Origin of the sequence: Kribbella sancticallisti, from assembly GCF_039530625.1 — a bacterium.
In the GTDB taxonomy this organism is placed as follows: Bacteria; Actinomycetota; Actinomycetes; order Propionibacteriales; family Kribbellaceae; genus Kribbella; species Kribbella sancticallisti.
Genome location: NZ_BAAAOS010000007.1, coordinates 369,022 through 392,844, shown reverse-complemented (window position 1 = coordinate 392,844; position 23,823 = coordinate 369,022). Strand labels below are relative to the sequence as shown.

The window sequence follows — 23,823 nt, the reverse complement described above, 5'->3', positions numbered from 1 at the left end:
CCTAGTCGTTCGTGGCCAGGAAGCCACTGCCGCGGCGCATCAGCAGCGCCGTGAACACCATCGCCAGACCGAACAGCACCAGCGCGATCACGCTGGCACCGCCGGTGTCGAACCGCTGGAAGCCGAGGTTGTAGACCAGTTGGGGCAGGGTCAGCGTCGACTTGTCCGGGTAGCCGGGCTCGAACTGCTGCCCGGAGCCACCGATGACACCGCTGGCGACTTTCCCGGCGATCAGTGGTTGCGTGTAGTACTGCATCGTCTGGATCACGCCGGTGACGACCGCGAACAGCACGATCGGGGAGATGTTCGGCAGCGTCACGTGGACGAACCGCTGCCAGGCGCCGGCGCCGTCGAGCGAGGCCGCCTCGTACTGCTCGAGCGGTACGTCGAGCAGCGAGGCCATGAAGATCACCATCAGGTCGCCGATGCCCCAGATCGCCAGCAGGGTCAGGGCGGGCTTCGACCAGGCCGGGTCGTTGAACCAGCCCGGCTGCGGCAGCCCGAGCCTGCCCAGGATGCTGTTCACCGGCCCGGTGCCCGGGTTGAGCAGGAAGGCGAACGCCATCGTCGCGGCCACCGGCGGCGCCAGGTAGGGCAGGTAGAAGGCGGTCCGGAAGAAGCCCGCACCGGTCTTCACCTTGGTGATCAGCAGGCCGATGCCGAGACCGAAGACCACCCGCAGGCTGACCATCACGATGACCAGCCACAGGGTGTTGCGCAGGGCCGGCCAGAAGAACGGGTAGTCGGTGAAGACGTACTGCCAGTTCCTCAGGCCGGTCCAGACCGGCGGCGTGAATCCGTCGTACTTCATGAAACTGAAGTAGGCGGTCGAGATCAGCGGGTAGAGGAAGAAGACGCTGACCCCGATCAGCCAGGGGGACAGGAAGGCGAGGTTGCGCAGCCGCTCACGCCGCCGCTTGTGCCTCAGCCCGGGGGAGATGGTTGCCGTTGACATCATTTTGCCTGCGCGATGTCCTTGTCGATCTGGGCGTCGGTCTTCGCCAGACCGGCGGCCAGATCGGTCTGCTTGCCGGCCTCGAAGGCGAAGCCGAAGTCCTGCAGGGTGAGCTGGTTGGCGCCGCCGTTCGGGCTGGCCGGAGTACTGCTGCTCTTCGGGTGCTGGGCGATCGCGAGGAACGTCTTGAAGTTCTCGTCGGCCTCCAGCTTGGGCGACTTCAGCGCCTCCAGCGTGGACGGCACGTTGTGGATCGCGTTGGAGAAGCTGACCACGGCGTCGGTGTCGGTGGTCATGTACTTGACCAACTCCCAGGCGGCGTTCTGCTTCTGGCTGGTGTTGGCGATGCCGATGATGGTGCCGGACAGGTAGCCCTTGCCGTAGCTGTCGACCTGGTCGTCCGGGACCGGGAACGGCGCGACGCCGATGTCGAACTTCACGCCGGCTTCCTTGGCCATCCCGAGCCGCCACTCGCCGTCGAGCGACATCGCGACCTGGCCGGTGTGGAAGGGGTTCTTGGCGCCCCATTCGTCACCGAAGGTGGCGCGGTACTTCTCCAGCTTGGCGAAGCCGCCGAGTTCCTTGACCAGGTTGGCTTGCCAGGTCAGCATCTTGCCGAACGCCGGGTCGGCGGCCAGGTTCGACTTGCCCTCGGGGGTGAAGTACGTCGGGTTCCACTGCGCCGCGAAGTGCGTGGTGGTCGACTCGTAGCCGTGGAAGGTCGGCATGAAGCCGAGCTGGGAGTAGCCGTCGCCCTTGGGCTTGGTCAGCTTCTTGGCCGCCGCGTCGAACTCCGACAGCGTCTTCGGCGGCGCGGTGATACCCGCGGCCTTGAAGGCGTCCTTGTTGTAGTACAGGCCGTACGCGTCGTTCAGCAGCGGCAGCGTGCAGCGCTTGCCCTGGAACTGGGTGTAGTCCTGCAGGGGCTTCGGGAAGGTCTTGTCCAGATCGATCCCGGACTTGTCCAGGAACGGCTTCAGGTCCGCGAACACGTTCGACGAGCAGAAGGTGCCGACGTTGTCGGTGGTGAAGGACGACACCACGTCCGGGGCGTTCGGGCCGCCCGCGCGCAGCGCCTGCTTGATCTTGTCGTCGTTGATGTTGCCGACGACCTTGACCTTGATGTTCGGGTGCTTCGCCTCGAACGCCTTCACGTTGGCGTCGATCGCCTTCACCTCGCTCGGCGCGCTCCAGCCGTGCCAGAAGGTGATCGTGGCCTCCTGGGTGGCGTCGTCGTTGGCCTGCGGAGCGCTCGACGTACCGGTGCAGGCGGTGCTGAGCAGCGCGACCGCCGCGGTGGCGATCAGTGCTTTGTGGACTCGCGGCATTTCCGTGTCTCCCTGATCCTGGCTGCTTCTGGGTGTGCGGATCCGCCGGGCCGGGTGGGTGCTCCCGGTCCGCTGGATGTGTTGTGGTTTGGGGTCTGAGCTCTAGTCGGCGCCGCCCCCGGTCGTGGTACCGGCAGTGTCGAAGACTTCGTCGCGGGTGTAGCTCAGGGCCGACTGCAGGGCCCCCGCGAGGACGGGGTCGGTGGGGATCGCGGTCATCAGCAACCGCGGCCGGGGTACGGCCAGCTCGGCCAGTTCGTCCTGGACCAGGCCGCGCAGCCGTTCGCCGCCGGCCGTGATGACGCCGCCGGCGAGCACGATCAGCTCGGGGTCGACGACCGCCACGATCGCGGCCAGGCCGACCGACAGGCGATGCGCGAACTCGGTGAGCACGGTGTCACCCGCGCCGGGGGTCTGCAGGGCGGCGGCGATCGCGGCTTCCGGAGTACGGGCTTTGAGGCCGTGGGCGCGAGCCAGCGCGAGCACCGGTTCGCCACCGGCCAGTTCCTGGAAGCCGCCGGCGTTGTTGCGGCCGACGTTGCGCACCAGCGGGGTGCCGGGCAGCGGCAGGAAGGCGACCTCACCGGCGCCGCCGGTCGCGCCGCGGACCAGCCGCCCGCCGATCACGATCGCCGCACCGATGCCCTCCTCACCCCACAGCAGGACGAAGTTGTCGCTGTTGTTCGCGTGGCCGACGCGCTGCTCGGCCACCGCCGCCAGGTTCACGTCGTTCTCGACCTCGAGCGGTACTGCGATCGCTCCGGCCAGCTCCTCCAACAGATGCGGGGCGTGCCAGCCGGGCAGGTGGGTCGCGTAGCGCAGCCGTCCAGTGGTCGGGTCGAAGCCGCCGGGGGTGCCGATGGAGACGCGATGCAGGCGGTCGCGGGTCAGCCCGGCCTCGCCGAGAGCGCCGTCCAGCGCCTTCACCACTCGCTCGACCGTGCCCTTGGCGCTCCGGCCGGGGGTGGGCAGCTCGTACCGGCCGACCACCTTGCCGGTCAGGTCGGCGATGGCCGAGCGGATCCGGGTCGGCGTGACGTCCAGGCCGGCGACGTACGCGATGCCGCCGTTGATCTCGTACAGCTGCGCGTTCGGGCCCGGGCGGCCGGCGCTGGTGCCGCTGGCGCGGACCAGGCCCGCGCTCTCCAGCCGCGCGAGCAGCTGGGAGGCGGTCGGCTTGGACAGGCCGGTGAGGTTGCCGAGGGTGGTGCGGGAGAGGGGTCCCTGCGCGAGGAGCAGGTCGAGTGCGGCGCGGTCGTTCATCGCGCGGAGCAGGCGGGGTGTACCGGGTGTGCTGGCCATGGCTTAACCCTGCCCTCCTTCCGCCTCCGTGTAGCCGAACCACGCTGCTCGATTTCGCAGCGCCGCCAACTGTTAGGAAAGTTTCCTATTACCGCGAGACCGTACGGCGGGATCCGGGCGGGTGTCAATCGATCGGGGGCTTCGGTTCCGGAACCACCGGCGGTTAGGGTGGCCTAAGTAGTCGGTCCGGTGAGGGGACGGCGCAGATCCGGGGGAGCTCTTCGCGTGGAATCGACCGGGCTGACGGCCGGCAGGCTGATGCGGCGGGCGGTGCGACGGCACCGCGGCCGGATGACTGTCGGCGTGCTGGTGCTCGCGCTGCACCAGGCGACCGAGGCGGCGGTTCCCGTCGCGATCGGCATCTTCGTGGACCAGGCAGTCTCCACCGGCGGGCTGGAACCGCTGCTGTGGTGCGTGCTGATGATGGTCGTCTTGTTCGCGGTGCTGTCCAATGCCTGGAAGACAGGTGCCCGGCAGGTGGTGCGCGCGATCGAGTACGAAACCCACCTGCTGCGGCTGGAGATCGCCCGGCGCGTGCTGGATCCCCGGGGCCACCAGACCGGCCTGAGGTCGGGAGAGTTGCTGTCGATCGCCACCTCTGATGCGGAGAAGGCCGCACTGGTCCTGCGAGCAGTCTCGGTCGGCGTTGCCGGAAGTACTGCGCTGGCTGTCTCCTCCGTCGCGCTGCTGCTGGTCGACGTACCTCTCGGGCTGGGCGTCCTGATCGGCGTACCGCTGCTGGTGATGGGGATTCAAGCCCTCTCGCCACTGCTCACCCGACGGACATCAACCCAGCAGGAGGCAGTCGCCAGTACTACGGCCCTCGCCACCGACCTGGTTGGCGGGCTGCGGACCCTGCGCGGAATCGGCGCGCAGACCAACGCTGCCGAGCGGTACCGCCGGTCCAGCCAGGCAACGCTCAAGGCGACTCTTCGGGCGGCCTCTACCAACGGCCTGCAGGATGGCCTGACCGCTGCCCTGAGCGGCCTGCTCCTGGCGGCAGTAGCCGGTGTGGCCGGGTGGTTCGCGCTGAACGGCCGAATCAGTGTCGGAGAGTTCATCACGGTGGTTGGCCTGGCCCAGTTCGTCGCCGAGCCGGTGGGCACGCTCGGGTGGTGCGGGCAGGTCTTCGTGACGGCACGAGCCTCGGCCGGTCGGCTGGCTTCGGTTCTGAGCTCGCCCTGGTTGATCCGATCTGGGGGTTCCGCGGCTGTCGACGCCGCACAGCCGCTGCTCTCGCTGGAGCGGGTCAGTTACAAGACCCTGTCCGCAGTGAGCTTGGCGTTGAAGCCGGGAGAGCTGGTCGGAGTGCTTTGCTACGACCTGCGCGATGCCGACGCGCTGCTGGCCGTAGTGGCGGGCAAGGCGCCTGACCACGAGGGCAGGGTGTTGGTGAGCGGCGCGGCGATGGAGGAGTTGGACATCGACCTCGTTCGTCGCTCTGTTCTGGTCGAGCAGCACGACACCGACCTGTTCGAAGGGACGCTGCGGTCGAACCTCTTGGTTGGCAGCTCAGCTACTGCTGATCTGGGGAAGGTTGTCACCGCTGCTGCGGCTACTGACGTCGTCGACGCCCATGCGGACGGGTTGGACCACCCACTGGCTGACCGAGGCCGCACGCTGTCGGGCGGCCAGCGCCAACGACTCGGCCTGGCGCGCGCACTCCTGGCGAAACCACCCGTACTCGTGCTGCACGACCCCAGTACTGCGGTCGACGCCGTCACCGAGGAGCTCCTGGCCGAGGGACTCGCGGAGGTCCGTGGTGTTCCCGGGCTCGCGACCCTCGTACTGACGAGCAGCCCGGCGCTACTCGGCAAGATGCACCGGGTGCTGGTGATCGACGACGGTCGCGTGGTCGCGACGGGCCTGCACGCGGAGCTTGCCGAGAACGATCTGGTCTACCAGGAAGCGGTGCTCCGATGAGTTCCGAAGTACTGCCGATCGCCGGGTCGAAGGAGACCTGGCGGGTGCTGTGGCAGGAGATTCGCCGGCTCAAGATGTTGTCGGTGGTGGCGGCGGTCGTCATCACCGGTGCGTCCGCGGCCGGTCTGGTTGCGCCCTGGGCGCTCGGCGTGCTCGTCGATGACATCTCCGGCGACGCGGACCGGTCGGCCGTAGTACGGGTGGTGTTGCTGATCGGTGGCGCCGCGCTGCTGTCCGGCGTACTGACTGCGGTCGGGGTGACGCTGGTCGCGCGGGTCGGGGAGACCGTGCTGGCGCGGATCCGGGAGCAGGTGGTCGACCGGGTGCTGCGGTTGCCGGCGCCGGCGCTCGACAAGATCCGCACCGGCGACCTGCTGTCGCGAGTGGGCGACGACGTTGCGTCGGTGGCGGCCGCGCTGACCGAGATCGGGCCGGTGCTGCTGTCGGCGTCGTTGACGATCGTGCTGACGGGTGCGGGGATGTTCGCCCTCGACTGGAGGCTCGGCCTGGCCGGGCTGCTGGCGACGCCGATGTACCTGCTGGCATTGCGGTGGTACCTGCCGCGCTCGGCGCCGTTCTATCGCCGGGAGCGACTCGCGATGGGAGAGCGGTCGGAGGCGATCATCACCTCGCTGCGCGGGAGCGCGACCGTCCGGGCCTACCGGCTGGAAGAGGCGCAACTGGAGCGGATCGGCGATCGCTCGGCCGTCGCGAGGGACCTGTCGCTGAACGTCTTCAAGCTGTTCAGCACCTTCTCGTCGAGGATCAACCACGCCGAGTTCGTCGGACTCACGGCGATCCTGGTGGCGGGCTTCTACCTGGTGCGGGCCGATGCTGTGACCGTCGGAGCGACCACTGCGGCCGCGTTGTACTTCCATCGGCTGTTCAACCCGATCGGCGGACTGCTGATGCAGTTCGACCAGATCCAGACGGCCGCGGCAGGCCTGGCCCGGCTGGCGGGGGTGCTGATGCTGAAGCCCACCGAGGAGGCGCTCGCCGGCCCTGCGCCTGCCGACGCGTCGGTGGAGCTGACTGGCGTCGGCCACTCGTACGACGACGGGCCGCTCGTGGTGGACGGGGTATCGCTGCGGATCGAGCCGGGCGAGCGGGTTGCGCTGGTAGGTGCGAGTGGAGCCGGAAAGACCACCCTGGCAGCGATCGCGGCCGGAGTACTGATGCCGACTGCTGGGGTCGTCCGGCTGGGTGGAGTGGATATCCGCGAGCTGGGTGAGGCTCGGACGCAGCAGCAGGTGGCTCTGCTGAGCCAGGAGGTCCACGTGTTCTCGGGGCCGCTGCTGGACGACGTACGGCTGGCGAAGGCTTCCGCGACAGTCGAGGAGGTTGAGGCGGCTCTGGAGTTGGTCGGGGCGCTGGCGTGGGTCCGAGCACTACCGGAAGGGCTAGAGAGTCAGGTCGGGGAGAACGCGCATCAGTTGACGGGTGCGCAGGCGCAGCAGGTCGCGCTGGCTCGGCTGGTGCTCGCGGACCCGGCGGTCGCAGTACTGGATGAGGCTACGGCTGAGGCTGGTAGTGCGGGTGCTCGTGAGCTGGAGCGAGCCAGCGCGGCGGCTACGGCGGGTCGGACGACGCTGGTGGTGGCTCACCGGCTCACCCAGGCAGAGCAGGCGGACCGAATCGTCGTACTGGACCACGGGCGGGTCGTGGAGTCCGGCACGCATGCCGACCTCCTTGCTGCGGGTGGGCGCTACAGTCAGCTCTGGCATAGCTGGACTGGCACTGGAACCGCTAAGGAAGGCGCCAGTCGATAGGGGTGCCGCCCTGCTGGACCAGCAGCTCGTTGACGCGGCTGAAAGGCCGCGAGCCGAAGAAGCCGCGGTCTGCCGACATCGGGCTGGGGTGCGCGCTCTCGACGTACGGGGTGTCGCCAAGCATCGGCTTCAGCGTCTGGGCGTCGCGACCCCACAGGATCGCCACGAGCGGCCCGCCGCGCTTCACCAGCGCGTGGATCGCCTGCTCGGTCACGGCCTCCCAGCCCTTGCCCCGGTGCGAGGCAGAGTTGCCGGGCCGCACCGTGAGCACCCTGTTGAGCAGCAGCACGCCCTGCTCGGTCCAAGGCGTCAGGTCGCCGTTGGACGGTGCGGGCACGCCGACGTCCGCCATCAGTTCGCGGTAGATGTTGGCCAGGCTGCGGGGAATCGGTCGGACGTCCGGCGCCACCGAGAAGCTCAGCCCGACCGGGTGCCCGGGCGTCGGGTACGGGTCCTGCCCGACGATGAGCACCTTCACGTCGTTCAGCGGCTGCTGGAAGGCGCGCAACACGTTCTCCCCGGCCGGCAGATACGGCCGGCCCGCGGCGATCTCGCCGCGCAGGAACTCACCCATCTTCGACACGGTCTGCTCGACCGGCGCCAGCGCCTCGGCCCAGTCCGGTGCCACCAGGTCGCTCAAAGTCTTCGGACTCACCCGGCCTAGCTTTCCATCTCGCCCGGCTGCTCCGCATCCGGGTAGCCGACGTACACCCAGTCACCCCGGAGGTTCTGGATGTCGTACTTCTTCAGCCCGATCAGCCGGGGGAGTTCGTAGTCGAACCAGAAGAAGTTGAGGTGCATGTCGAAGGTGTAGCGGTACGGGCGCTGCTTGGGGGTGACGATGATGATCTTGCCGCGCGCCACCCGCTTCAACTCGCTCACCATCGCGGTGAGGTCGCGGACGTGCTCGATCGTGTGCGACGAGAAGACGATGTCGAACGAGTTGTCGTCGAACGGCAGTTGCTCGGCCGATCCGGGCACGTACTTCGCGTTGCGCAGCGGTACGTCGGCCAGCACGTCGACACCGGTGAGCTCCACGTTCGGCGCCTTCTCGGCCAGCAGGTCGAGCCAGTAGCCGCGGCCGCAGCCGACGTCCAGGAGCGTCTGGTGGGTATTGCCGACGGCGTCCAGACAGAAGTCCAGGGACTCCTTGTTCATGTCGGTCGGACGGGCGGTGCCGACGCTTTCCATGTTCTCGTAGGCCGCCGCGAACTCGTCCTCGGTCAGGTCGAAGGCGGTCTTCTTGAACTCCATGTACTCGTTGACGCGCTTGCCCTTGTAGGTGAGCCAGAAGGCACCCCACAGCAGCCACTTCCGGTCCCGCAGAATCGGCGGCAGACACTCATCCAAGAAGAACCGAATGACATTGGTGACATTCCTGCTGAGCATGTGCGATTACACCGTGATCCTGTGTGGTTGTGCTCCGAATCACGCGATTGTTGCATATGGCCGGTTCGTCGCCCTACCGAACGACTGTTGGAGGCCTGGAGGTCTTGTTCTGTTGGTGTGTCGGTCGCCTGCGGGGTCGTTCGGGGTTGGTAGAACTGGGGGCGGCCCCGCAGGGTATGAGTCTGCGGGGCCTTTGCTGTGCGGCTTGGCGGCTGGGCCTGTGGGCGCTCAGGCCGTTTGCCAGCCGAAGTTGAGCGAGTGGCTGGTCGGCTGGTGCCGGTTGTAGAAGCGGTGGGCGTCGGTCCGGGTGGTCGCTGAGTCGAGCTCGAGGTGGGTGGCGCCGTGGTCCGCGGCCCACTGCCGGGCGCGGCTGAGCAGGGCGGCGCCGATGCCGGTCGAGCGCTCGGCCGGGCCGACGGCCAGGTCCTCCACCCAGCAGCGCTGGCCGAACCGGACGGACTCGATGTCGAGATACATCGACCCGAAGCCGACCACCCGCTCGCCGTCGACAGCAACCAGTACTGCGCTGCGTGGGCCGGCCAGGGTGCGCTCCAGCCGCTCCCGCGCGGTGTCCTTGTTCCAGTCGGCCGGGGTGATCCCCGGCGGCGCGAACAGCCACTCGTACGCGTCGATGAGCTGGGGGATGTCTGCAGAGGTGGCCTCACGGACCGCGACGTTCGCCATGGTTCTTGAGCCTAAGAACACCCGTGTGCCTCAGACAGGTCCATTCAATGGCGACTTGGGCAGTCCACTGTCAATTGGCCAGGCGCTTCAGAGCACTGGCGTAGCGCTGGCCGAAGAAGGACTGTCCGGCGCGGCCGACGGGTCCGCCCAGCCGGGTGTACCAGGTGCCGGGGCGGCTGTAGGAGAGAAGAGTGAAGTAGACGCCGTCTGCCTCGCGAGTGACCACGAAGGACTCCTCCCCGGACGCCGGGTGACCGTGCAGCGTGCCGTAACCGAAGCCGATCCGGTCGGGCTCGTCGACCACCCAGACGACGCGGCACGGCACCGGCAGGCCGACCGGGCCGACGCCGAGCCGGCCGAGGGAGTTCGTGCCGATCACCGCCGGGCTGTCGGTCGCCTTGACCGCCACGCCGGCCTTCTTGTGCATCTGCCACGTCATCACCGCCTTGCCCGCGCGCCGGAAGGTCTCGTCGCCGGTGCCGATCTTCGTCCGCTGCTCGAGCCGGTGATAACCGGTCGGCGTCTCGCTGAACCGGGTCGACCCCACCACGTCGTAGCTGAACCTGAGCCCCGCCAGATCCGCCAGCTTCATCCGAACCTCCCTCTCAGCCGTCGCCAGGCCAGTAACCCGCACAGGGCGAGCCCAACCGCGTTCGCCACTCCGTGCGTCGCGACCAGCCACTCCAGCGGAAGGTACGGCGTGTCCCGAGCGGCACGATGACGAGCATGCCCAGGCTCACGACCAGGTGGACGAGCGCGATCACTAACTGCTCTTGAGACCCGTGGTCTTGTCGTCCTTGAGGGCCTGGAAGAGCGCCTTCGCCTTCGCGGTGTCCCACTTGACCGCGTCGCCGTGCCGCGTGCTGTAGCTGGAGTCGGAGATCGGCACGGTCAGGGTGATGCCGTCACCGCCGCCCGCGACCGCCTTCATCGCGCGGGCGAACTTGAACAGGTCGAACACGCCGCTGTCGTTGTCGACGGTCAGCGCCTCGGCGCTCGCGGTGCCGAGCTTGTAGTAGCGAACCGGGTTGATGAAGGTGGCCGGCGAGATCGCCTTGCCCGCGACCGCGCCGATCATCTCGCGCTGGCGCTGCACCCGGCCGAGGTCGCCCAGCGGGTCGGAGTACCGGGCCCGGACGTAGCCGAGGGCGTTGGTGCCGTCGAGCTCCTGGCAGCCCTTCGGCAGGTCGATGTGCGCCTTCTCGTCCTTCATTGCCTTAGGCAAGCACATCTCGACGCCGCCCAAACTGTCGATGATCGAGGCGAAGCCGCCGAAGCCGATCTCGACGTAGTTGTCGACGCGCAGTCCGGTGACGCCCTCGATGGTCGTGATCAGCAGTTGCGGGCCGCCGAGCGCGAACGCTGCGTTGAGCTTGTTCCGGCCGTGGCCGGGGATCGGCACGTAGCTGTCCCGCGGCAGGCTGACCAGCACCGTCGGCCCGGACTCGGGCACGTGCAGCATCATGATCGTGTCGGTGCGCTGACCGACCGCCTTGCCGGTGTGCAGCTTGGCCCGCTCCGCGCGGCTCAGCCCCTCCCGGCTGTCGGACCCCACCAGCAGGTACGTCGTACCGGCGGTGGCGGCCGGGCGTTCTCCCGCCGGCATGGCGTCGACCTTGTTGATCTTGCTCCACGCGAACAGCGGGACGCACACCAGCATCAGCACGAACAGCAGGACGACCAGTCCGAGGATCCGGGCGAACCAGCCACGCCGCTTCTTGGGGCGCACGGGCGGCCTGCTCACGTAACGCGGGTCGATGGACTGCGGTTGACTCATGCCCCGACCGTATCGGGCCGCGGCCAGATCATGCGTCAGCCCGGCGAAGGGTCTTCGGCCCAGACTTTCAGACCGTGGACAGACGTCGCCTCGATCAAAAGGATGAACTTGGAGGCGAGATCGAACCAATCCGCCGGAACGTGCGTGGCGCCTGGCCGACGCGTGCGCTGAACAGCCTGCTGAAATACGCCGGATCGTCGTATCCGACCCGCCGCGCGATCGCTGCCACCGGCAGGTCCGACTCGGCCAGCAGCGCCTTCGCTTCGTTCAGTCGCGTGGTCAGAATCACTTCCTGCGGGGTAGAACCGGTCGCACTCCGGACGGCCTCGCGCAGTCCGTCGACGGTCAGCCGGAGTTCGTCGGCGCACTGCTTGATCGACAGACGCCGACAGGCGAGCGCTTTGAGCCGGTCGATGACGTCGCCGCCTGGTTCGTGGTATGCCGCCGCTATCAGGTCGTAAAGAGCCGCCGCAGCCTGTACTTCGGTACTGCGTCCGCCGGTGCGGGTGATGCGGAGGAGCTTGGCGAAGGCTCTCTCGAGCACGCGCGGGTCTGCGTACCGGCGTACGGGGGTTGTGGGGTCCAGGTGGCCGAGTCTGGTCAGCGCCTCCGTGGCTGGTCCGCTGAAGAGGACCCAGGACTGGTGCCATGGGGTGGACGGGCGATAGCCGTGCACTAGGCCGGGGAAGAGCCACAGCAGCGCCGGTGCTTCCACCTCGTGAAGCACTCGGTCTGGGCCGTGCAGTAGGTGGCCGCTGCCTCTTCTGACGAAGACGGCGGCGTGGCAGCCGAGTGCGCGCTCCGGTGGTGCTCCGGGCGGGTTGCGCTGCTCACCGGCGCCCAGGCAGAAGAGTCCAAGTTGGCGCTCGACTGATCCAGGGGTCAGGTAGACCGACCAATCCTCCATGCCGGCAAGAATCCAAGAAGCAGCCGATCTAGTCCATTCCGGCGGCGGGCTCGGGCGGCTGGACTGGGGGCTGTGCTGACATCCAATGGGTATGTGCTGACCGCTGACCGGCTCGGGGTACTGGAGGCGGTTCCGGCGCGGGAGTTGTCGGACCGGGACGTGTTGCGGGAACGGTTGGCGCGAGACGGGTATCTGTTCCTGCGGGGCTTGCTGGACCCGGCAGACGTGCTGGCGTTCCGGCGGTACTACTTCGAGCGGACCGGGGTCGCGGATGCCCACGGGGTGCCTCGGGAGGTCGATCGGGCCGAGTTCCGGCGGGTGCTGTTCGGGGAGGTGGTGCCGGGGTCGCAGTACGGGGCGTTCTGCGCGCAGCCGGCGCTGCGGTCGTGGTACGAGTGGTTCCTGGGCGGGGAAACGTTCCTGCACCGGCGGAAGATCATCCGGCACATCGCACCCGGGGAGAACGGGATCGGGACGGCGACACAGGCTCACTACGATCTCGTCTACCTGCGGGAAGGCACGGACCGTGTGCTGTCCGCCTGGATCCCGCTCGGCGACTGCCCGGTAGCCCGTGGCGGCCTCACCTACCTGGAGGGCAGTCACCACCGCGTCCTGGCCGAGGAGGCCGCCGGCACGCTCAAGCGCCCGGCCGCCTCGATCACCGCGGACCTCCCGAGCTTGGCCGACGAGTACGAGGCGCGCTGGCTGATCGCCGACTACGCGGCCGGTGACGTCGTCATCCACACGGCTCACACCATCCACGCTGCTCTCGACAACGTCTCGGACCAGGTCCGGCTCTCGACCGATATTCGGTATCAGTTGTCCACCGCCCCGATCGATCACCGCTGGCAGGCCGACTGGCACGACCGTGACGGGCTCTGAGCGACGGGCTCTAAGCGACCGGCCTCTGAGCGACGGGCCTCTGAGTGACGGCCTCTGAGCATGGAAGTGCGCGGGTTTTCCCCTGTCCTGAGATCACTCTCGCTAACGACATTCATTTCGGTTAAGGTTTTCGAGGACCGACCGGAGCGACGGGTGGAGAGTCGACCGGCGGCACGAGAGTTGAGGAGAGCCGTGAATCGCAACGAGCTGGTCGCCGGCGTGGCGTCGAAGGCGGGCATCCCGCGCAACCAGGCCGAGAAGGTCCTCGACGCGCTCGGCGACGTCGTCACCGAGGCCGTGCACAAGGGCGACAAGGTCTCGCTGACCGGCCTGCTGAGCATCGAGCGGGTGATGCGCGCGCCACGCACCGGCCGCAACCCGCAGACCGGCGAACCACTGTCCATCCCGGCCGGCTACTCCGTCCGCTTGTCGTGCGGAAGCCGCCTCAAGGCCGCGGCCCGAGGCGACCTCCGCACCATCTCCTGACCCTGCTTCCGGACCGCGCGGACTAGCGCGGCACCGCCGTCACCCAGTACGGCGTCGTCGGCGTCGGCGGGGTGGTGAACCGGGCGTTGGGCAGGTAGATCCGGTTCCCGAAGAACGCCGCGGTGGTCGGTACGTCGAAGTCCGGACTGGTGATCTCCCGAACCAGCCGGCCGCTGGTGCCGGACCTGTTCAGGTCGAGCACGGCGATCTTGTTCAGCCGGTTCTGGACGACGTACAGGATGTCCTGCCGGAGCAGCAGGCCGTCCCCGTTCGTCATCAGCACGCCGCCGAGGTCGACCTGCCGGGTGACCCCGGTGCGCGGGTCGACCCGGAACAGGAACCCGGTCGCCGACTGGATGATGATCAGCCCGCGGCCGTCCGGGGTGAGCGAGATGCCGTTCCCGTTGTTCATCGTCGGGTTGTGCTGGTAGTCACCGCTGAGCGGGATCGTCCGGACCGCCGACTGCGCGGGCAGCTTGCCGTTCCGGCCGAGCGGGACCTGGTAGATCACGGGCTGACGGGAGTCGGTGAAGTACGCGCCGCCCTTGCCGAGGATGACGTCGTTGACGAACGTCGGCGTCGCCGTGGTGAACGTGTAGCTCGCCAGAACCGCGCCGGTGCGGGTGTCGATCACCCGGCCGTTGCCACCGCCCCCGCCGGCCACGAACAGCCGGCCCTTCCCGTCCACCTTCATCCCGAGCGAACCCGTGCCCGGGCCCGGGGTGATCACGCGGCCAAGCCCGGTCCGGAGGTCCGCGGCGTAGATGTCGCCGTTGGCCCGCGACCCGAAGTACGCCTTGCCGCGGGCGATCGCGATGCCTTCCGGCTGGAAACCGGGCGGGAGGTCGAAGCGGGCCGGGAACCGGTCAACTGTGGCGCTCTTGGCCGCGGCGCCGTTGGCCGCGGCCGCGGCCGCCGCGGCGGCGATCGTGGTCGCCGCGCGGAAGCGGTACGGGTCGCACATCTCCTCCATCTCGGCGTGCTTCGCGGCCTTCGCGGCGGCGGCGGAAACCGGTGTCGACGCGGGCGGGCCGGCGGGTGCGGAGGTGACGGCCGAGGCGGCGAGGGTGCCTAAGAGCAACGCGGGGAGCCCGAGCGTCGCGGCGAGTGCGCGACCGAGCTGTCGTGGCAATGGGCGAGACATGGCGGAGATTCCTCCTGTGGCTGACCTGGGCCGCCCGACGTCCCCGTTCGCCGACGCAGCGGCTGGTTGTGCTTTCAACATTAGATCAACGGATGAGCGACCTGAACGGTTCGATGCCTGTGGATTTCACTCCCGGGCGCTGGTGCGCACCGGGTAATGTCACGGTCAGTGGTTGTGATGGTCAGGACCCAGTAGAGGAGCGGGGCAGCAATGGCAGCAGGGATCGACAGCTCGAATCTGTCCACCACGGTCCGGCCGCAGGACGACCTGTACCGGTACGCGAACGGTCCGTGGCTGGACCGCACCGAGATCCCGGCGGACAAGGCGATCTACGGCGCCTTCCACGCTCTCTGGGACACCGCGGAGCTGGACGTCCGGACCATCGTCGAGAAGACCGCGGCCGCCGATCACCCCGAGGGCACCGAGGCGCGCAAGATCGGCGACCTGTTCAACAGCTTCATGGACGAGGAGACGATCGAGCGGCTCGGCGCCGACCCGATCGCGGACCAGCTCGCTCTGGTCGCCTCGATCGAGGATGTCAGCGGCCTGGTCGCGGCACTCGGCAGCCTCGAGCTGCAGGGTGTGCCCGGCGTCTTCCACTACGGCGCCGACATCGACGCGATGAAGTCCGATGAATACATCCTCTACATGAGCCAGGGCGGGCTCAGCCTCCCGGACGAGTCGTACTACCGGGAAGACTCCTTCGCCGACGTCCGTACTGCGTACGTGGCGCACGTGGCCCGCATGCTCGACCTCGCCGGGCTTCCCGACTCCGAGGCTGCCGCCGAGCGGATCATGGCGCTCGAGACCCGGATCGCCAAGGGCCACTGGGACCGGGTGAAGAACCGCGACGTCCGGGCGACCTACAACAAGGTCGACCGGGCCGCGCTCGAGGAGCTGACCCCCGGGGTGGACTGGGCCGCCTGGCTGTCGAACGCCGGCGTACCGGAGGACGCGTTCGCCCAACTGGTCGTCCGCCAGCCGGACTACCTCACCTCGGCCGCGACCGCTCTGCACGAGATCGAGCTCGACCACTGGAAGGAGTGGCTCAGCTGGCGCGTCGTCCACACCGCGGCCCCGCTGCTGAGCAAGGCCTTCGTCGACGAGAACTTCAGCTTCTACGGCCGGACCCTGACCGGTGCGCCGGAGTTGCGCGAGCGGTGGAAGCGCGGCCTGGGCGTCGTCGACTCCGCCCTCGGTGAAGCCGTCGGCCAGTTGTACGTCGCCGAGCACTTTCCACCGGCCGCCAAGGCCCGGATGGTCGAACTGGTCGCCAACCTGGTCGAGGCCTACCGGCAGCGGATCGAGGCGCTCGACTGGATGAGCCCCGAGACCCGGCAGCGCGCCCTCGAGAAGCTCGGCACCTTCACCCCGAAGATCGGCTACCCGGACAAGTGGAAGGACTACAGCGGCCTCGAGGTCCGTCCTGACGACCTGGTCGGCAACGTCCGCCGCTCGGTCGCCGTCGAGACCGCCCGCGACCTGGCCAAGCTCGGCCAGCCGATCGACAAGACCGAGTGGTTCATGACGCCGCAGACGGTCAACGCGTACTACAACCCGCGGATGAACGAGATCGTCTTCCCGGCCGCGATCCTGCACCCGCCGTTCTTCGATCTCGACGCCGACGACGCGGTGAACTACGGCGCGATCGGCGCCGTGATCGGCCACGAGATCGGCCACGGCTTCGACGACCAGGGCTCGAAGTACGACGGCGAGGGCAACCTCAACGACTGGTGGACCGACGACGACCGCGCCGCCTTCGAGCAGCGCACCGCCAAGCTCGTCGCGCAGTACGACGTCCTCGAGCCGATGGACGCCCCCGGCCACACCGTCAACGGCGAGCTCACCCTCGGCGAGAACATCGGAGACCTCGGCGGCCTGTCCATCAGCTACGTCGCCTACACCCTGTCCCTCAACGGCGCCGAGCCCCCCACGATCGACGGCCTCACCGGCCCGCAACGCTTCTTCCTCGCCTGGGCCATGGGCTGGTCCACCAAGGCCCGAGAAGCCGAAGCCATCCGCCGCCTCGCCATCGACCCCCACTCCCCACCCGAATTCCGCTGCAACGCCGTAGCCCGCAACATCGACGAGTTCCACGCCGCCTTCGCCATCACCGACTCCGACAACATGTGGCTCCCCCCGAAAGACCGCGTCCGAATCTGGTAGCCCCCGCCTCGCGGCGGGTTCCACACGGTCGACAAGGTGTGCCGCACCAGCGCCGTCGCTGGCTAGTCCGTGTGCCCGGGGGCGAAGTAGTCGCCAAGCATCTCGGTGGGCCAAGACGGTTGGTGGAGCGGGCCTCGGGGCCCGAACTCGGCGAACCAGGGCTTGATGTCGAGGATCGGGGTGCCGTCAACCGCGTCCAGATCCTCGACGCGAAGGTCGAGCCCGTCGACCTTCAGCAGTCGACAGCGGGAGACGCCAAGCCAGTTGACCCGGCGCATATTGCGATGCCCGAAAATGCCCACCTCGGGCCACGCTGGGTTGTCCCGCGGCCTGCGGGCACCGAGGTGGAGGTCGGACTGATCGGTGAGATGGAAGTGGAAGACCACCTCGAGGTGAGAAAACTCTTCGAGTCCCTTGGTCGAATCGGCATCGAACCGCGGATCATCGATACGAATGATCGCCCGCGTGCCACCCCAGTAGTCGTCAGTGGGCTCGACTCGGCCTCCGACCACGTGGGCGATTGGATGGACGGTGATCGATTGATCAGTCATCGTTTCCTCTTCGAGTAGAGATCATTTAGCGACCCACCGAAGCCAGATATCTGGCCGCCCGCCCATCGAGCTCAGCGACCGACCGAATGCCTTTGGCCCGATAGACCGACAGGCTGGAACGCATGTCGCGGACCGCCTGCCGAGCCCGTCCGGAGTGAACTCCGTCCATGACGTCAAGTGCTTCCGCCCACGTCCCGCAGGCCTCTTCGATGCTCCCACCCCTGGCCTGCACCGCGCCCAAGTAGCCAAGCGTTACCGCGTGCGTCCGTGTGAAGGTGGCTGCCTTCCGGGTGCGGACGCTGCGGTGGAACTCCTTGGTGGCAGACGCAAGGTCACCCATGTCTCGCAGTGTGCAGGCCGTCTCGTGGGCGAGGCTGGCCTCGCCGAAGAAGAACACCCGGCCGGGTTCGTCGTCGCCGGCCTCCGCGGAGGCCAGATCGTTCTCAGCCCGAAGAAGTGCTCGCGCGGCGGCCGCGCGCTGTCCGTCGACGGCGAGGGCTCGTGCGTGGACCACTCCGATCAGGGAACGTTCGCGTGGACTGGCGGTCTTCGTAGCGGCGCCCGTCCAGTGACGCCTCGGCGACGCGTACCGCCTGCTGGTGATGCCCAAGATCAACAGCCTGGTGCGCCATGGCTCGAAGGATATGGCCCGCAAGCGGGGCGTCGTCGGCTTCTGCAGCGAGCTTCACCGCTACGGCGAAGTACCTCTGGGCGATCGCATGCTCGGAATTGTCGAACGCCATCCAGCCGACGAGGTAGGCCAGTTCACCGGCAGTGGAGAACATCCCGCGCCGTACGTCCTCATCAGCGTAGGAGGCACGCAGGTAGCCTGCGACGTCAGAGGTCAAGTACTGAACGACGGCCGCACGGGCATGTCCTCCGCCTCGGCGCTGATCGATGCGCGTGAAGAGCTGGACCGTCTCCCGGACCGCTTCAAGGTCTCCTGCGCCTACCAGCCGACCACCCTGGTGAACGCGACGCTTGGCGGTGCCCTCCGCCAACCGGTCCCACCAGGGCTGATCTGGCAGTGCCAAAGCGGCGGCGGAGTAACCGGCCGCCCGCAGTACCGACCTGCGCTCGACATCCAAGGTACTTCTCCCGAGATCGACCAGCGCCGTCAGCGTATCGGCATGCCAGTCGAGTATCGGTGACGAGGCCACAGTCGTGAGGCCGATCTCATTGGTTGTGACCGTCCGGCCGAGCCGACGGGACAGAGTCTCCGCGAGGATGTCCGGAGCGAGGCCGGACGGCATGGAGCCGGCAACCCAATGAGAGACGTGCGATCGGCCGACACCCGCACGGTCCTCAGCTCGCCACTCGGCTGCGACCCGGCCGAAAGCGAGTGCCAACTGGGCATGAGACCAGCCAGCCTCGGCGATCGCTGCTGCGAGCTTCTCGTTACGTTTTCGGGCCTTCGACACAGCGGCGCCTCCCCTCGGCGCCCGGCCGAGTCTGGTCGGCCGTTCACCACTTTCACCACACCTGATCCTCATCACGGGTACCGACTCACCGTAACCGATGGTTCGCTCAACGTATCGAGAACCCAACGTTTGATCGGTCGCAATTCCGGTGGGGAGTAGCAGTGAACACACACATGCGAGTGCTGACCCTGATCACCGCCGTTTGGCGGTGGCCAAGGCCATGGACCTGTTTCGCGATGTGCGGCGTCGATGAGCAAGCACGAGCGCCGCAAGGTGCAGGTCTGGTTCGGTGACCGCGTGATCGCCGCCTACGTCGCCGACAGGCCGCTCGCCGAGAGATACGCCGCAGCCATGGCCCGTCGATTCGCCGGTCTTCGGATCACCGTTGACCCCCTGCCGCCTGTGCTCTCAGCGCATGGCGGCCCCGTCTCCGACTACCCACCGATTCCTCCCGAGCAGCGGCTGTGGCCGTTGACAGAGTTATGACTCAGACCCAAGGAGAACGACATGTGGCGAGACCAAGATCGATTCCCTGTCAGCAGCATCGGAGCAGCAGAAACCAAGCCCGATGAGCCTGTTCGACCGTTCGGGCTGCGATTCGTCGACTACTCAGCTGGACGGCCGCGGTTCAGCCGCCCAACGGTCTCGCTCTGCCGCTCGCGCCAGATTGGCCTGGTGGATGGACGAGTGGCAACCGAGGTGATGCCAATGGCTGCGTCCATGACCCAAACAGAGTCTGACGGCAAGGATGTGCTCGCTGTGGACTGGTGTGTCGACGACAAGTAGCGGAGACGATCTCGATGACGGAGCCCGCGCCCATCCTGGTGCTCACCCATGATGATGACCCCACCGCCGATGTCGTCTTGCATGAGCTCAACCTCCGAGGGACCCCGTTCGTGCGTTGTGATCCAGGCGACTTCCCCATCAGCCTTCGTCTCACGGCAAGACTCGATGCTGGGGGAATGGTTTGGGACGGCCGTTTCGAGGGAGCGCCGCGCGAGATCGATCTTCGATCGATCCGGGCCATCTACTACCGCAGGCCATCCGATTTTCGACTCCCGGATGGTCGATCGTCGGGGGTGGAGGCCTTCGCCCGATCCCAAGCTCGGCATGGGTTCTCGGGTGTCCTCAGCAGTTTGCCGGATGCTGTCTGGCTCAACAGCCCCTCGGCAATGGCGGATGCCAGAGTGAAGCCTCACCAGCTCGCCGTTGCCAGTCGCTGTGGCCTGCAAGCACCGGCGACGCTCCTCACCAACGAACCAGCGGCGGTCAGCGAATTCGCGAGATCGGTCGGCGGCCGGATCATCACGAAGTCGTTGGCCACGATGGTGACCGTCGACGATGAACAGGGCAGCGGTGTTCTGTACACGTCTGAGGTGGCTGAAGACCTGTGGGGCGATCCCGGTATCGCCGCTACTGCCCATCTTTTTCAAGAGTTCGTGACGGGTGTCGACATCCGCTTGACCGTCATCGACGGACAGTTCTTCGCTGCCGAGATCCATCCGGAGGACCTCGACGGACCGATCGATATCCGGGCTCATCACGAGAGCGTCAGCTACCGGCCGATCGAGGTTCCCGCTGACGTGCGTCGAGCGGTGCTCGACCTGCTGCGAGAGCTGCGCCTTGTCTTCGCCGCCATCGACTTTCGGAATGTCCCTGGGCGTGGCTGGGTCTTTCTGGAGGTTAATCCCAATGGACAATGGGCGTTCATCCCACAGCTACGACATGTCATCGCCCGAGCGATCACGGAGTTTCTGGAGAGCAGCAGCCGATGAGTGATGCGAGATTGGAAATCGAGGGCGAGGCAACCGCAGTTCTAGCTGAGCTGGTCGGAGAGCTTGTCGCGGCGGGGCACCTCACCGATCCTCTCTGGCAGGCGGCCTTCAAGACAGTCCCGCGTCATCTGTTCGTGCCGAGGTTCTATCGGTACAGCAGCCAAGGCAGCGCGGTCGTCGACGCGACGCATGGCCGTGACTGGTTGTCGGCCGTCTATTCCGACATCCACCTGGTCACCCGGGACGACGTCAGATCCTCGTCCACCGCGCCGAGCCTGATGGCGACCATGCTTCAGGCGCTGGAGCTCACCGGCGGTGAGACAGTGCTCGAGATCGGCGCCGGGACCGGCTACAACGCGGCGCTGCTCTCGGAGAGGTTGGGTGATAACCGAGTGGTGAGCGTTGACATCGACCCGGACTTGGTCGACCAGGCTCGTCGTCAACTCGCGTTGGCAGGTTATCGGCCACTAGTGGCCGTCGCCGACGGCATTGACGGTTTTCCGGGCGCCGGCCCGTACGGCGCCGTCATCGCCACCTGCCGGCTCGACTTTGTTCCGCCCTCCTGGCTCAGTCAACTCGAGCCTGGCGGAGTCGTCGTTACCCCGATGGGCGCCGGCATTGCCAGGATCCGGAAAGACAGAGACGGTGAGGGTGCGACGGGTGCGTTCCTGCCGGACCCCGCGTACTTCATGCCGCTGCGCCACGAACCAGGTCAGGTCAGCGTCGGTGAGCTGATCGAGATCGCGACGTCGAGCGCCGGCATCAGTCGTGCGTACTCTTTTGACGCGACGATCTATCGCGACAACGAGGCGCGGTTCTGGCTCGACCTGACAAATCCAGACGTTCGCACTGCTTCTGTGGACGGTGCCTCAGTTGCCTATCGCTCGGACGGATCCTGGGCGCGTCTTGCCGACGGTCTGGTGGTTCAAGGAGGGCCCAGCACCGTCTGGGATGACGTTGAGCTGGCTTACCGAGACTGGATTGCCGCCGGGCGCCCGGTGCGTGAGCGCTACCGGTTGACGATCACGGACCAGCAGCAAGGTGTCTTCCTCGACGGTCGTCCGGATCCGGTACATCTATTGAAGCCGCTGTCCAAATGAGGGCGGACCACCTCCTGGGAGCCTCAGCTCGGGCGGTGGTCCGTTCTCTGTCTGTCCCTTTGCGCTGGGAGTGGTTCAGCTCGACATCCAGGTTTGGATGGCGTCGATTTCTCGGGGCATGGCTTCGGAGAGGTTTTCGGTGCTGTTGTCGGTGATGAGGATGTCGTCCTCGATGCGGATGCCGATGCCGCGGAGGTCTTCGGGGACGGTGAGGTCTTCGGCCTGGAAGTAGAGGCCGGGTTCGACGGTGAGGACGTAGCCGGTTTCGACGTTGCCCTTGTTGTACTTCTCGTTGCGGGCGGCGGCGCAGTCGTGGACGTCCAGGCCGAGCATGTGGCTGACGCCGTGCAGGGTGTAGCGCTGGTAGATGCCGCTGCTCGGGTCGAGGGCCTCGTCGGCGGTGACCGGGAGCAGTTCCATCGCCTCCAGGCCGCGGACCAGGACCTCGATCGCGGCCTCGTGGCCGGAGCGGAACGGTACGCCGGGGCGCAGGGCGGCGATGCCGGCGTTCTGCGCGTCCAGGACGAGTTGGTAGAGCTCGCGCTGGCGCGGGGTGAACTCGCCGTTGATCGGCAGGGTGCGGGTGATGTCCGCGGTGTAGAGGTTGCGGTTCTCCACGCCCATGTCGAGCAGCATCAGGTTGCCGTTGTCGACGGTGCCGTCGTTCTCGATCCAGTGCAGGGTGGTCGCGTGCGGGCCGGCCGCGGCGATCGAGGTGTAGCCGACGTCGTTGCCCTCGGCGCGGGCGCGGCGCCAGAAGGTGCCCTCGATCCAGCGCTCGCCGTACTTGCGGACCTTGTCCATCTCGCTGAGCACGTCGGAGAAGCCGCGGTGGGTGATCGCGCAGGCCTCCCGGAGTTGCTCGATCTCGAAGGCGTCCTTGACCAGCCGCAACTCGGACAGGGTGAAGGCGAGTTCCTTGTCGCGGTCCGCGTCGGTGGTCACGCCGCTGAGCAGGGAAGCTATCGAGCTCTCCTCGCCGCGGCGAACGCGGGTCGGTACGTCGCTCTTCAGCACGTCCGCGAGCCGGTCGACGTGCCGGGTCTCGATGCCGTACTCCTTGGCGGTCTCGGTCAGCGACGGACGGCGGCCGGCCCACAGCTCGCCGTACATCCGGTCGCGCCAGAACTCCTCGCCCTCGCTGCGGTCCGCGCGGGGCCGGAAGTAAAGCACCGAGTCGTGGCCGGAGGTGCCGTTCGGCTCCAGCACCAGGACTGCGTCGGAGGTCTGGTCGCCGACCAGCCAGACGTAGTCGGTGTGCGGGCGGAACGCGTAATCGGTGTCGTTCGAGCGGACCTTGAAGGTGCCGGCCGGGATCACCAGCCGCTCACCGGGAAACGCCTGGGAGAGGGCGTCGCGCCGCTTGGCGGCCCAGGTGCCGACGTCGCTGAGAGTGACGTCGGTTCGCTCGATTTCGCCCCACCCGGAGTTCATGAACTCCCGCAACTTCTCGCCCGACGCGGTGTCGTGGCTGGCCGTCTTGGGGGCTTTGTCGGTGCTCTCGGTCATCGTCGACCCATCTCCATCCAGCACGCGGGCCTCACCTGGCCCGCGGCCTCATCTCAGCGCGGGGTGTGCAGTTGGTCGCCGCGGACGGTGCCGCTGTTCGGTAGCGCCTCGGCGGCGTCGGAGCCGATGCGGGTGATCGCATTGTGCTCGTCCACGAAGACTACGCTCGGCTCGAAGGTCTTCGCTTCGGCTGGGTCGAACATGCCGTAGGCGATCAGGATGACGAGGTCGCCGGGGTGGATCAGGTGCGCGGCGGCGCCGTTGATGCCGACGATGCCGGAGTCGCGCGGGCCTTCGATCAGGTACGTGGTGAGGCGGTTGCCGTTGGTGATGTCGACGATGTCGACCTTCTCGCCGGGCCAGAGGTTCGCCGCGTCCATCAAGGTCGCGTCCAGGGTGCAGGACCCGACGTAGTCCAGGTCGGCCTGGGTGACGGTGGCCCGGTGCACCTTGGACTTCATCATCTCGCGCAGCATGGCGCCATCATCCAGCCCACACCCATCACTGTCAGTGGCGGCCGTCACTGCCGCCCGTACTACGTACGCACGGTGGGCGGGCGCGGGTCTTGTGGCGCGTGCTGAGACGGAGGGTGGCGAGGGTGAGGGAAGGCGGAGTGTGGCGGCTGCGAGGGCCAGCGGGCGTTCAGTGGTGGAGGTGGATGAAGAGGAGCGGGCGGCGCCGCGGTGAGTGCCGGGCGACCGGCGCGGCTGGTATGTCGAGGTGAGCGAAGGTGCTGGGTGGTGGCGATGCGGGGC

The 23,823-nt window shown here is 67.5% G+C and carries 22 protein-coding genes and 1 pseudogene; 8 read left to right on the top strand and 15 right to left on the bottom strand.

Going from position 1 to position 23,823, the window contains the following annotated elements; genetic code table 11:
- Position 1: 1 nt before the first annotated feature.
- From ABD255_RS05000 to ABD255_RS04990, 3 genes are all read right to left on the bottom strand, one after another.
- Entirely contained in the window at positions 2-955 is a 954-nt protein-coding gene (locus ABD255_RS05000) for a carbohydrate ABC transporter permease (protein ID WP_344210227.1), read from the bottom strand.
- Positions 955-2,283: an ABC transporter substrate-binding protein gene (locus ABD255_RS04995; RefSeq protein ID WP_344210225.1), complete on the bottom strand. Its 1,329-nt coding sequence runs from the start codon at positions 2,281-2,283 to the stop codon at positions 955-957. Before ABD255_RS04995 ends, ABD255_RS05000 begins: the two co-directional genes overlap by 1 nt.
- Positions 2,284-2,385: 102 nt before the next feature.
- Positions 2,386-3,585, bottom strand: a complete 1,200-nt coding sequence (locus tag ABD255_RS04990) for an ROK family transcriptional regulator (RefSeq protein ID WP_344210223.1) — start codon at positions 3,583-3,585, stop codon at positions 2,386-2,388.
- Between the two features lie 225 nt (positions 3,586-3,810).
- On the opposite strand from ABD255_RS04990, the gene ABD255_RS04985 reads away from it, so the two are divergent.
- Positions 3,811-5,508 (top strand): ABC transporter transmembrane domain-containing protein, encoded by a 1,698-nt coding sequence (locus ABD255_RS04985; RefSeq protein ID WP_344210221.1) that lies wholly within the window; start codon positions 3,811-3,813, stop codon positions 5,506-5,508.
- Positions 5,505-7,277 (top strand): ABC transporter ATP-binding protein, encoded by a 1,773-nt coding sequence (locus tag ABD255_RS04980; RefSeq protein ID WP_344210219.1) that lies wholly within the window; start codon positions 5,505-5,507, stop codon positions 7,275-7,277. Before ABD255_RS04985 ends, ABD255_RS04980 begins: the two co-directional genes overlap by 4 nt.
- On the opposite strand, the gene ABD255_RS04975 is transcribed toward ABD255_RS04980, so the two are convergent.
- The 6 genes from ABD255_RS04975 to ABD255_RS04950 all read right to left on the bottom strand — a co-directional run bounded on the left by ABD255_RS04975 (position 7,255) and on the right by ABD255_RS04950 (position 12,034).
- A complete protein-coding gene (locus tag ABD255_RS04975) occupies positions 7,255-7,932 on the bottom strand; it encodes a uracil-DNA glycosylase (RefSeq protein WP_344210217.1) in 678 nt (225 codons plus the stop codon). The genes ABD255_RS04980 and ABD255_RS04975 overlap by 23 nt on opposite strands.
- 5 nt (positions 7,933-7,937) lie before the next feature.
- On the bottom strand, positions 7,938-8,666 hold the full coding sequence (locus tag ABD255_RS04970) for a class I SAM-dependent methyltransferase (protein WP_344210215.1): 729 nt from the start codon (positions 8,664-8,666) through the stop codon (positions 7,938-7,940).
- 228 nt (positions 8,667-8,894) lie between these two features.
- Positions 8,895-9,350, bottom strand: a complete 456-nt coding sequence (locus ABD255_RS04965) for a GNAT family N-acetyltransferase (protein WP_344210213.1) — start codon at positions 9,348-9,350, stop codon at positions 8,895-8,897.
- Positions 9,351-9,420: 70 nt separating this feature from the next.
- On the bottom strand, positions 9,421-9,942 hold the full coding sequence (locus ABD255_RS04960) for a DUF1990 domain-containing protein (RefSeq protein ID WP_344210211.1): 522 nt from the start codon (positions 9,940-9,942) through the stop codon (positions 9,421-9,423).
- A gap of 171 nt (positions 9,943-10,113) precedes the next feature.
- The gene (locus ABD255_RS04955) at positions 10,114-11,127 is read right to left on the bottom strand and encodes an LCP family protein (protein WP_344210209.1); all 1,014 of its coding nucleotides are present in this window, start codon (positions 11,125-11,127) and stop codon (positions 10,114-10,116) included.
- A gap of 94 nt (positions 11,128-11,221) precedes the next feature.
- Positions 11,222-12,034, bottom strand: coding sequence for a helix-turn-helix transcriptional regulator (locus ABD255_RS04950; protein WP_344210207.1), 813 nt, complete (start codon positions 12,032-12,034; stop codon positions 11,222-11,224).
- A gap of 72 nt (positions 12,035-12,106) precedes the next feature.
- On the opposite strand from ABD255_RS04950, the gene ABD255_RS04945 reads away from it, so the two are divergent.
- Entirely contained in the window at positions 12,107-12,916 is an 810-nt protein-coding gene (locus ABD255_RS04945) for a phytanoyl-CoA dioxygenase family protein (protein WP_344210205.1), read from the top strand.
- A 192-nt stretch (positions 12,917-13,108) separates the two neighbouring features.
- A complete protein-coding gene (locus ABD255_RS04940; RefSeq protein WP_133804103.1) occupies positions 13,109-13,402 on the top strand; it encodes an HU family DNA-binding protein in 294 nt (97 codons plus the stop codon).
- Positions 13,403-13,424: 22 nt separating this feature from the next.
- Here the strand turns inward: ABD255_RS04940 and ABD255_RS04935 are convergent, their stop codons facing one another.
- The gene (locus ABD255_RS04935) at positions 13,425-14,546 is read right to left on the bottom strand and encodes an NHL repeat-containing protein (RefSeq protein WP_344210203.1); all 1,122 of its coding nucleotides are present in this window, start codon (positions 14,544-14,546) and stop codon (positions 13,425-13,427) included.
- Between the two features lie 210 nt (positions 14,547-14,756).
- Between ABD255_RS04935 and ABD255_RS04930 the strand changes: the two genes are divergently transcribed.
- A complete protein-coding gene (locus ABD255_RS04930) occupies positions 14,757-16,712 on the top strand; it encodes a M13 family metallopeptidase (RefSeq protein WP_344210202.1) in 1,956 nt (651 codons plus the stop codon).
- A gap of 62 nt (positions 16,713-16,774) precedes the next feature.
- On the opposite strand, the gene ABD255_RS04925 is transcribed toward ABD255_RS04930, so the two are convergent.
- The 3 genes and pseudogenes from ABD255_RS04925 to ABD255_RS44010 form a co-directional block, all read right to left on the bottom strand.
- The gene (locus ABD255_RS04925; protein WP_344210201.1) at positions 16,775-17,263 is read right to left on the bottom strand and encodes an SAM-dependent methyltransferase; all 489 of its coding nucleotides are present in this window, start codon (positions 17,261-17,263) and stop codon (positions 16,775-16,777) included.
- A gap of 25 nt (positions 17,264-17,288) precedes the next feature.
- Entirely contained in the window at positions 17,289-17,873 is a 585-nt protein-coding gene (locus ABD255_RS04920; protein ID WP_486336043.1) for an NsdA family TPR-like regulatory protein, read from the bottom strand.
- 13 nt (positions 17,874-17,886) lie between these two features.
- Positions 17,887-18,756: pseudogene (locus tag ABD255_RS44010) on the bottom strand (NsdA family TPR-like regulatory protein); the annotation flags it as partial.
- Positions 18,757-18,933: 177 nt separating this feature from the next.
- Here ABD255_RS44010 and ABD255_RS04910 point away from each other — a divergent pair.
- The 3 genes from ABD255_RS04910 to ABD255_RS04900 all read left to right on the top strand — a co-directional run bounded on the left by ABD255_RS04910 (position 18,934) and on the right by ABD255_RS04900 (position 21,559).
- Positions 18,934-19,170 (top strand): hypothetical protein, encoded by a 237-nt coding sequence (locus tag ABD255_RS04910; protein ID WP_344210198.1) that lies wholly within the window; start codon positions 18,934-18,936, stop codon positions 19,168-19,170.
- 314 nt (positions 19,171-19,484) lie between these two features.
- Positions 19,485-20,459 (top strand): MvdC/MvdD family ATP grasp protein, encoded by a 975-nt coding sequence (locus tag ABD255_RS04905; RefSeq protein ID WP_344210197.1) that lies wholly within the window; start codon positions 19,485-19,487, stop codon positions 20,457-20,459.
- On the top strand, positions 20,456-21,559 hold the full coding sequence (locus tag ABD255_RS04900) for a methyltransferase domain-containing protein (protein ID WP_344210196.1): 1,104 nt from the start codon (positions 20,456-20,458) through the stop codon (positions 21,557-21,559). The genes ABD255_RS04905 and ABD255_RS04900 overlap by 4 nt, the downstream gene beginning before the upstream one ends.
- 75 nt (positions 21,560-21,634) lie before the next feature.
- Here ABD255_RS04900 and ABD255_RS04895 read toward each other — a convergent pair whose 3' ends face one another.
- Together ABD255_RS04895 and panD are read right to left on the bottom strand one after the other, a co-directional pair.
- Positions 21,635-23,068 carry an aminopeptidase P family protein gene (locus ABD255_RS04895; RefSeq protein WP_344210195.1) on the bottom strand — a complete coding sequence of 478 codons (1,434 nt, stop codon included), beginning with the start codon at positions 23,066-23,068 and terminating at the stop codon, positions 21,635-21,637.
- 53 nt (positions 23,069-23,121) lie between these two features.
- Complete coding sequence (gene panD, locus ABD255_RS04890; protein WP_344210193.1) at positions 23,122-23,544, bottom strand: aspartate 1-decarboxylase; 423 nt, start codon at positions 23,542-23,544, stop codon at positions 23,122-23,124.
- Positions 23,545-23,823: the final 279 nt, after the last annotated feature.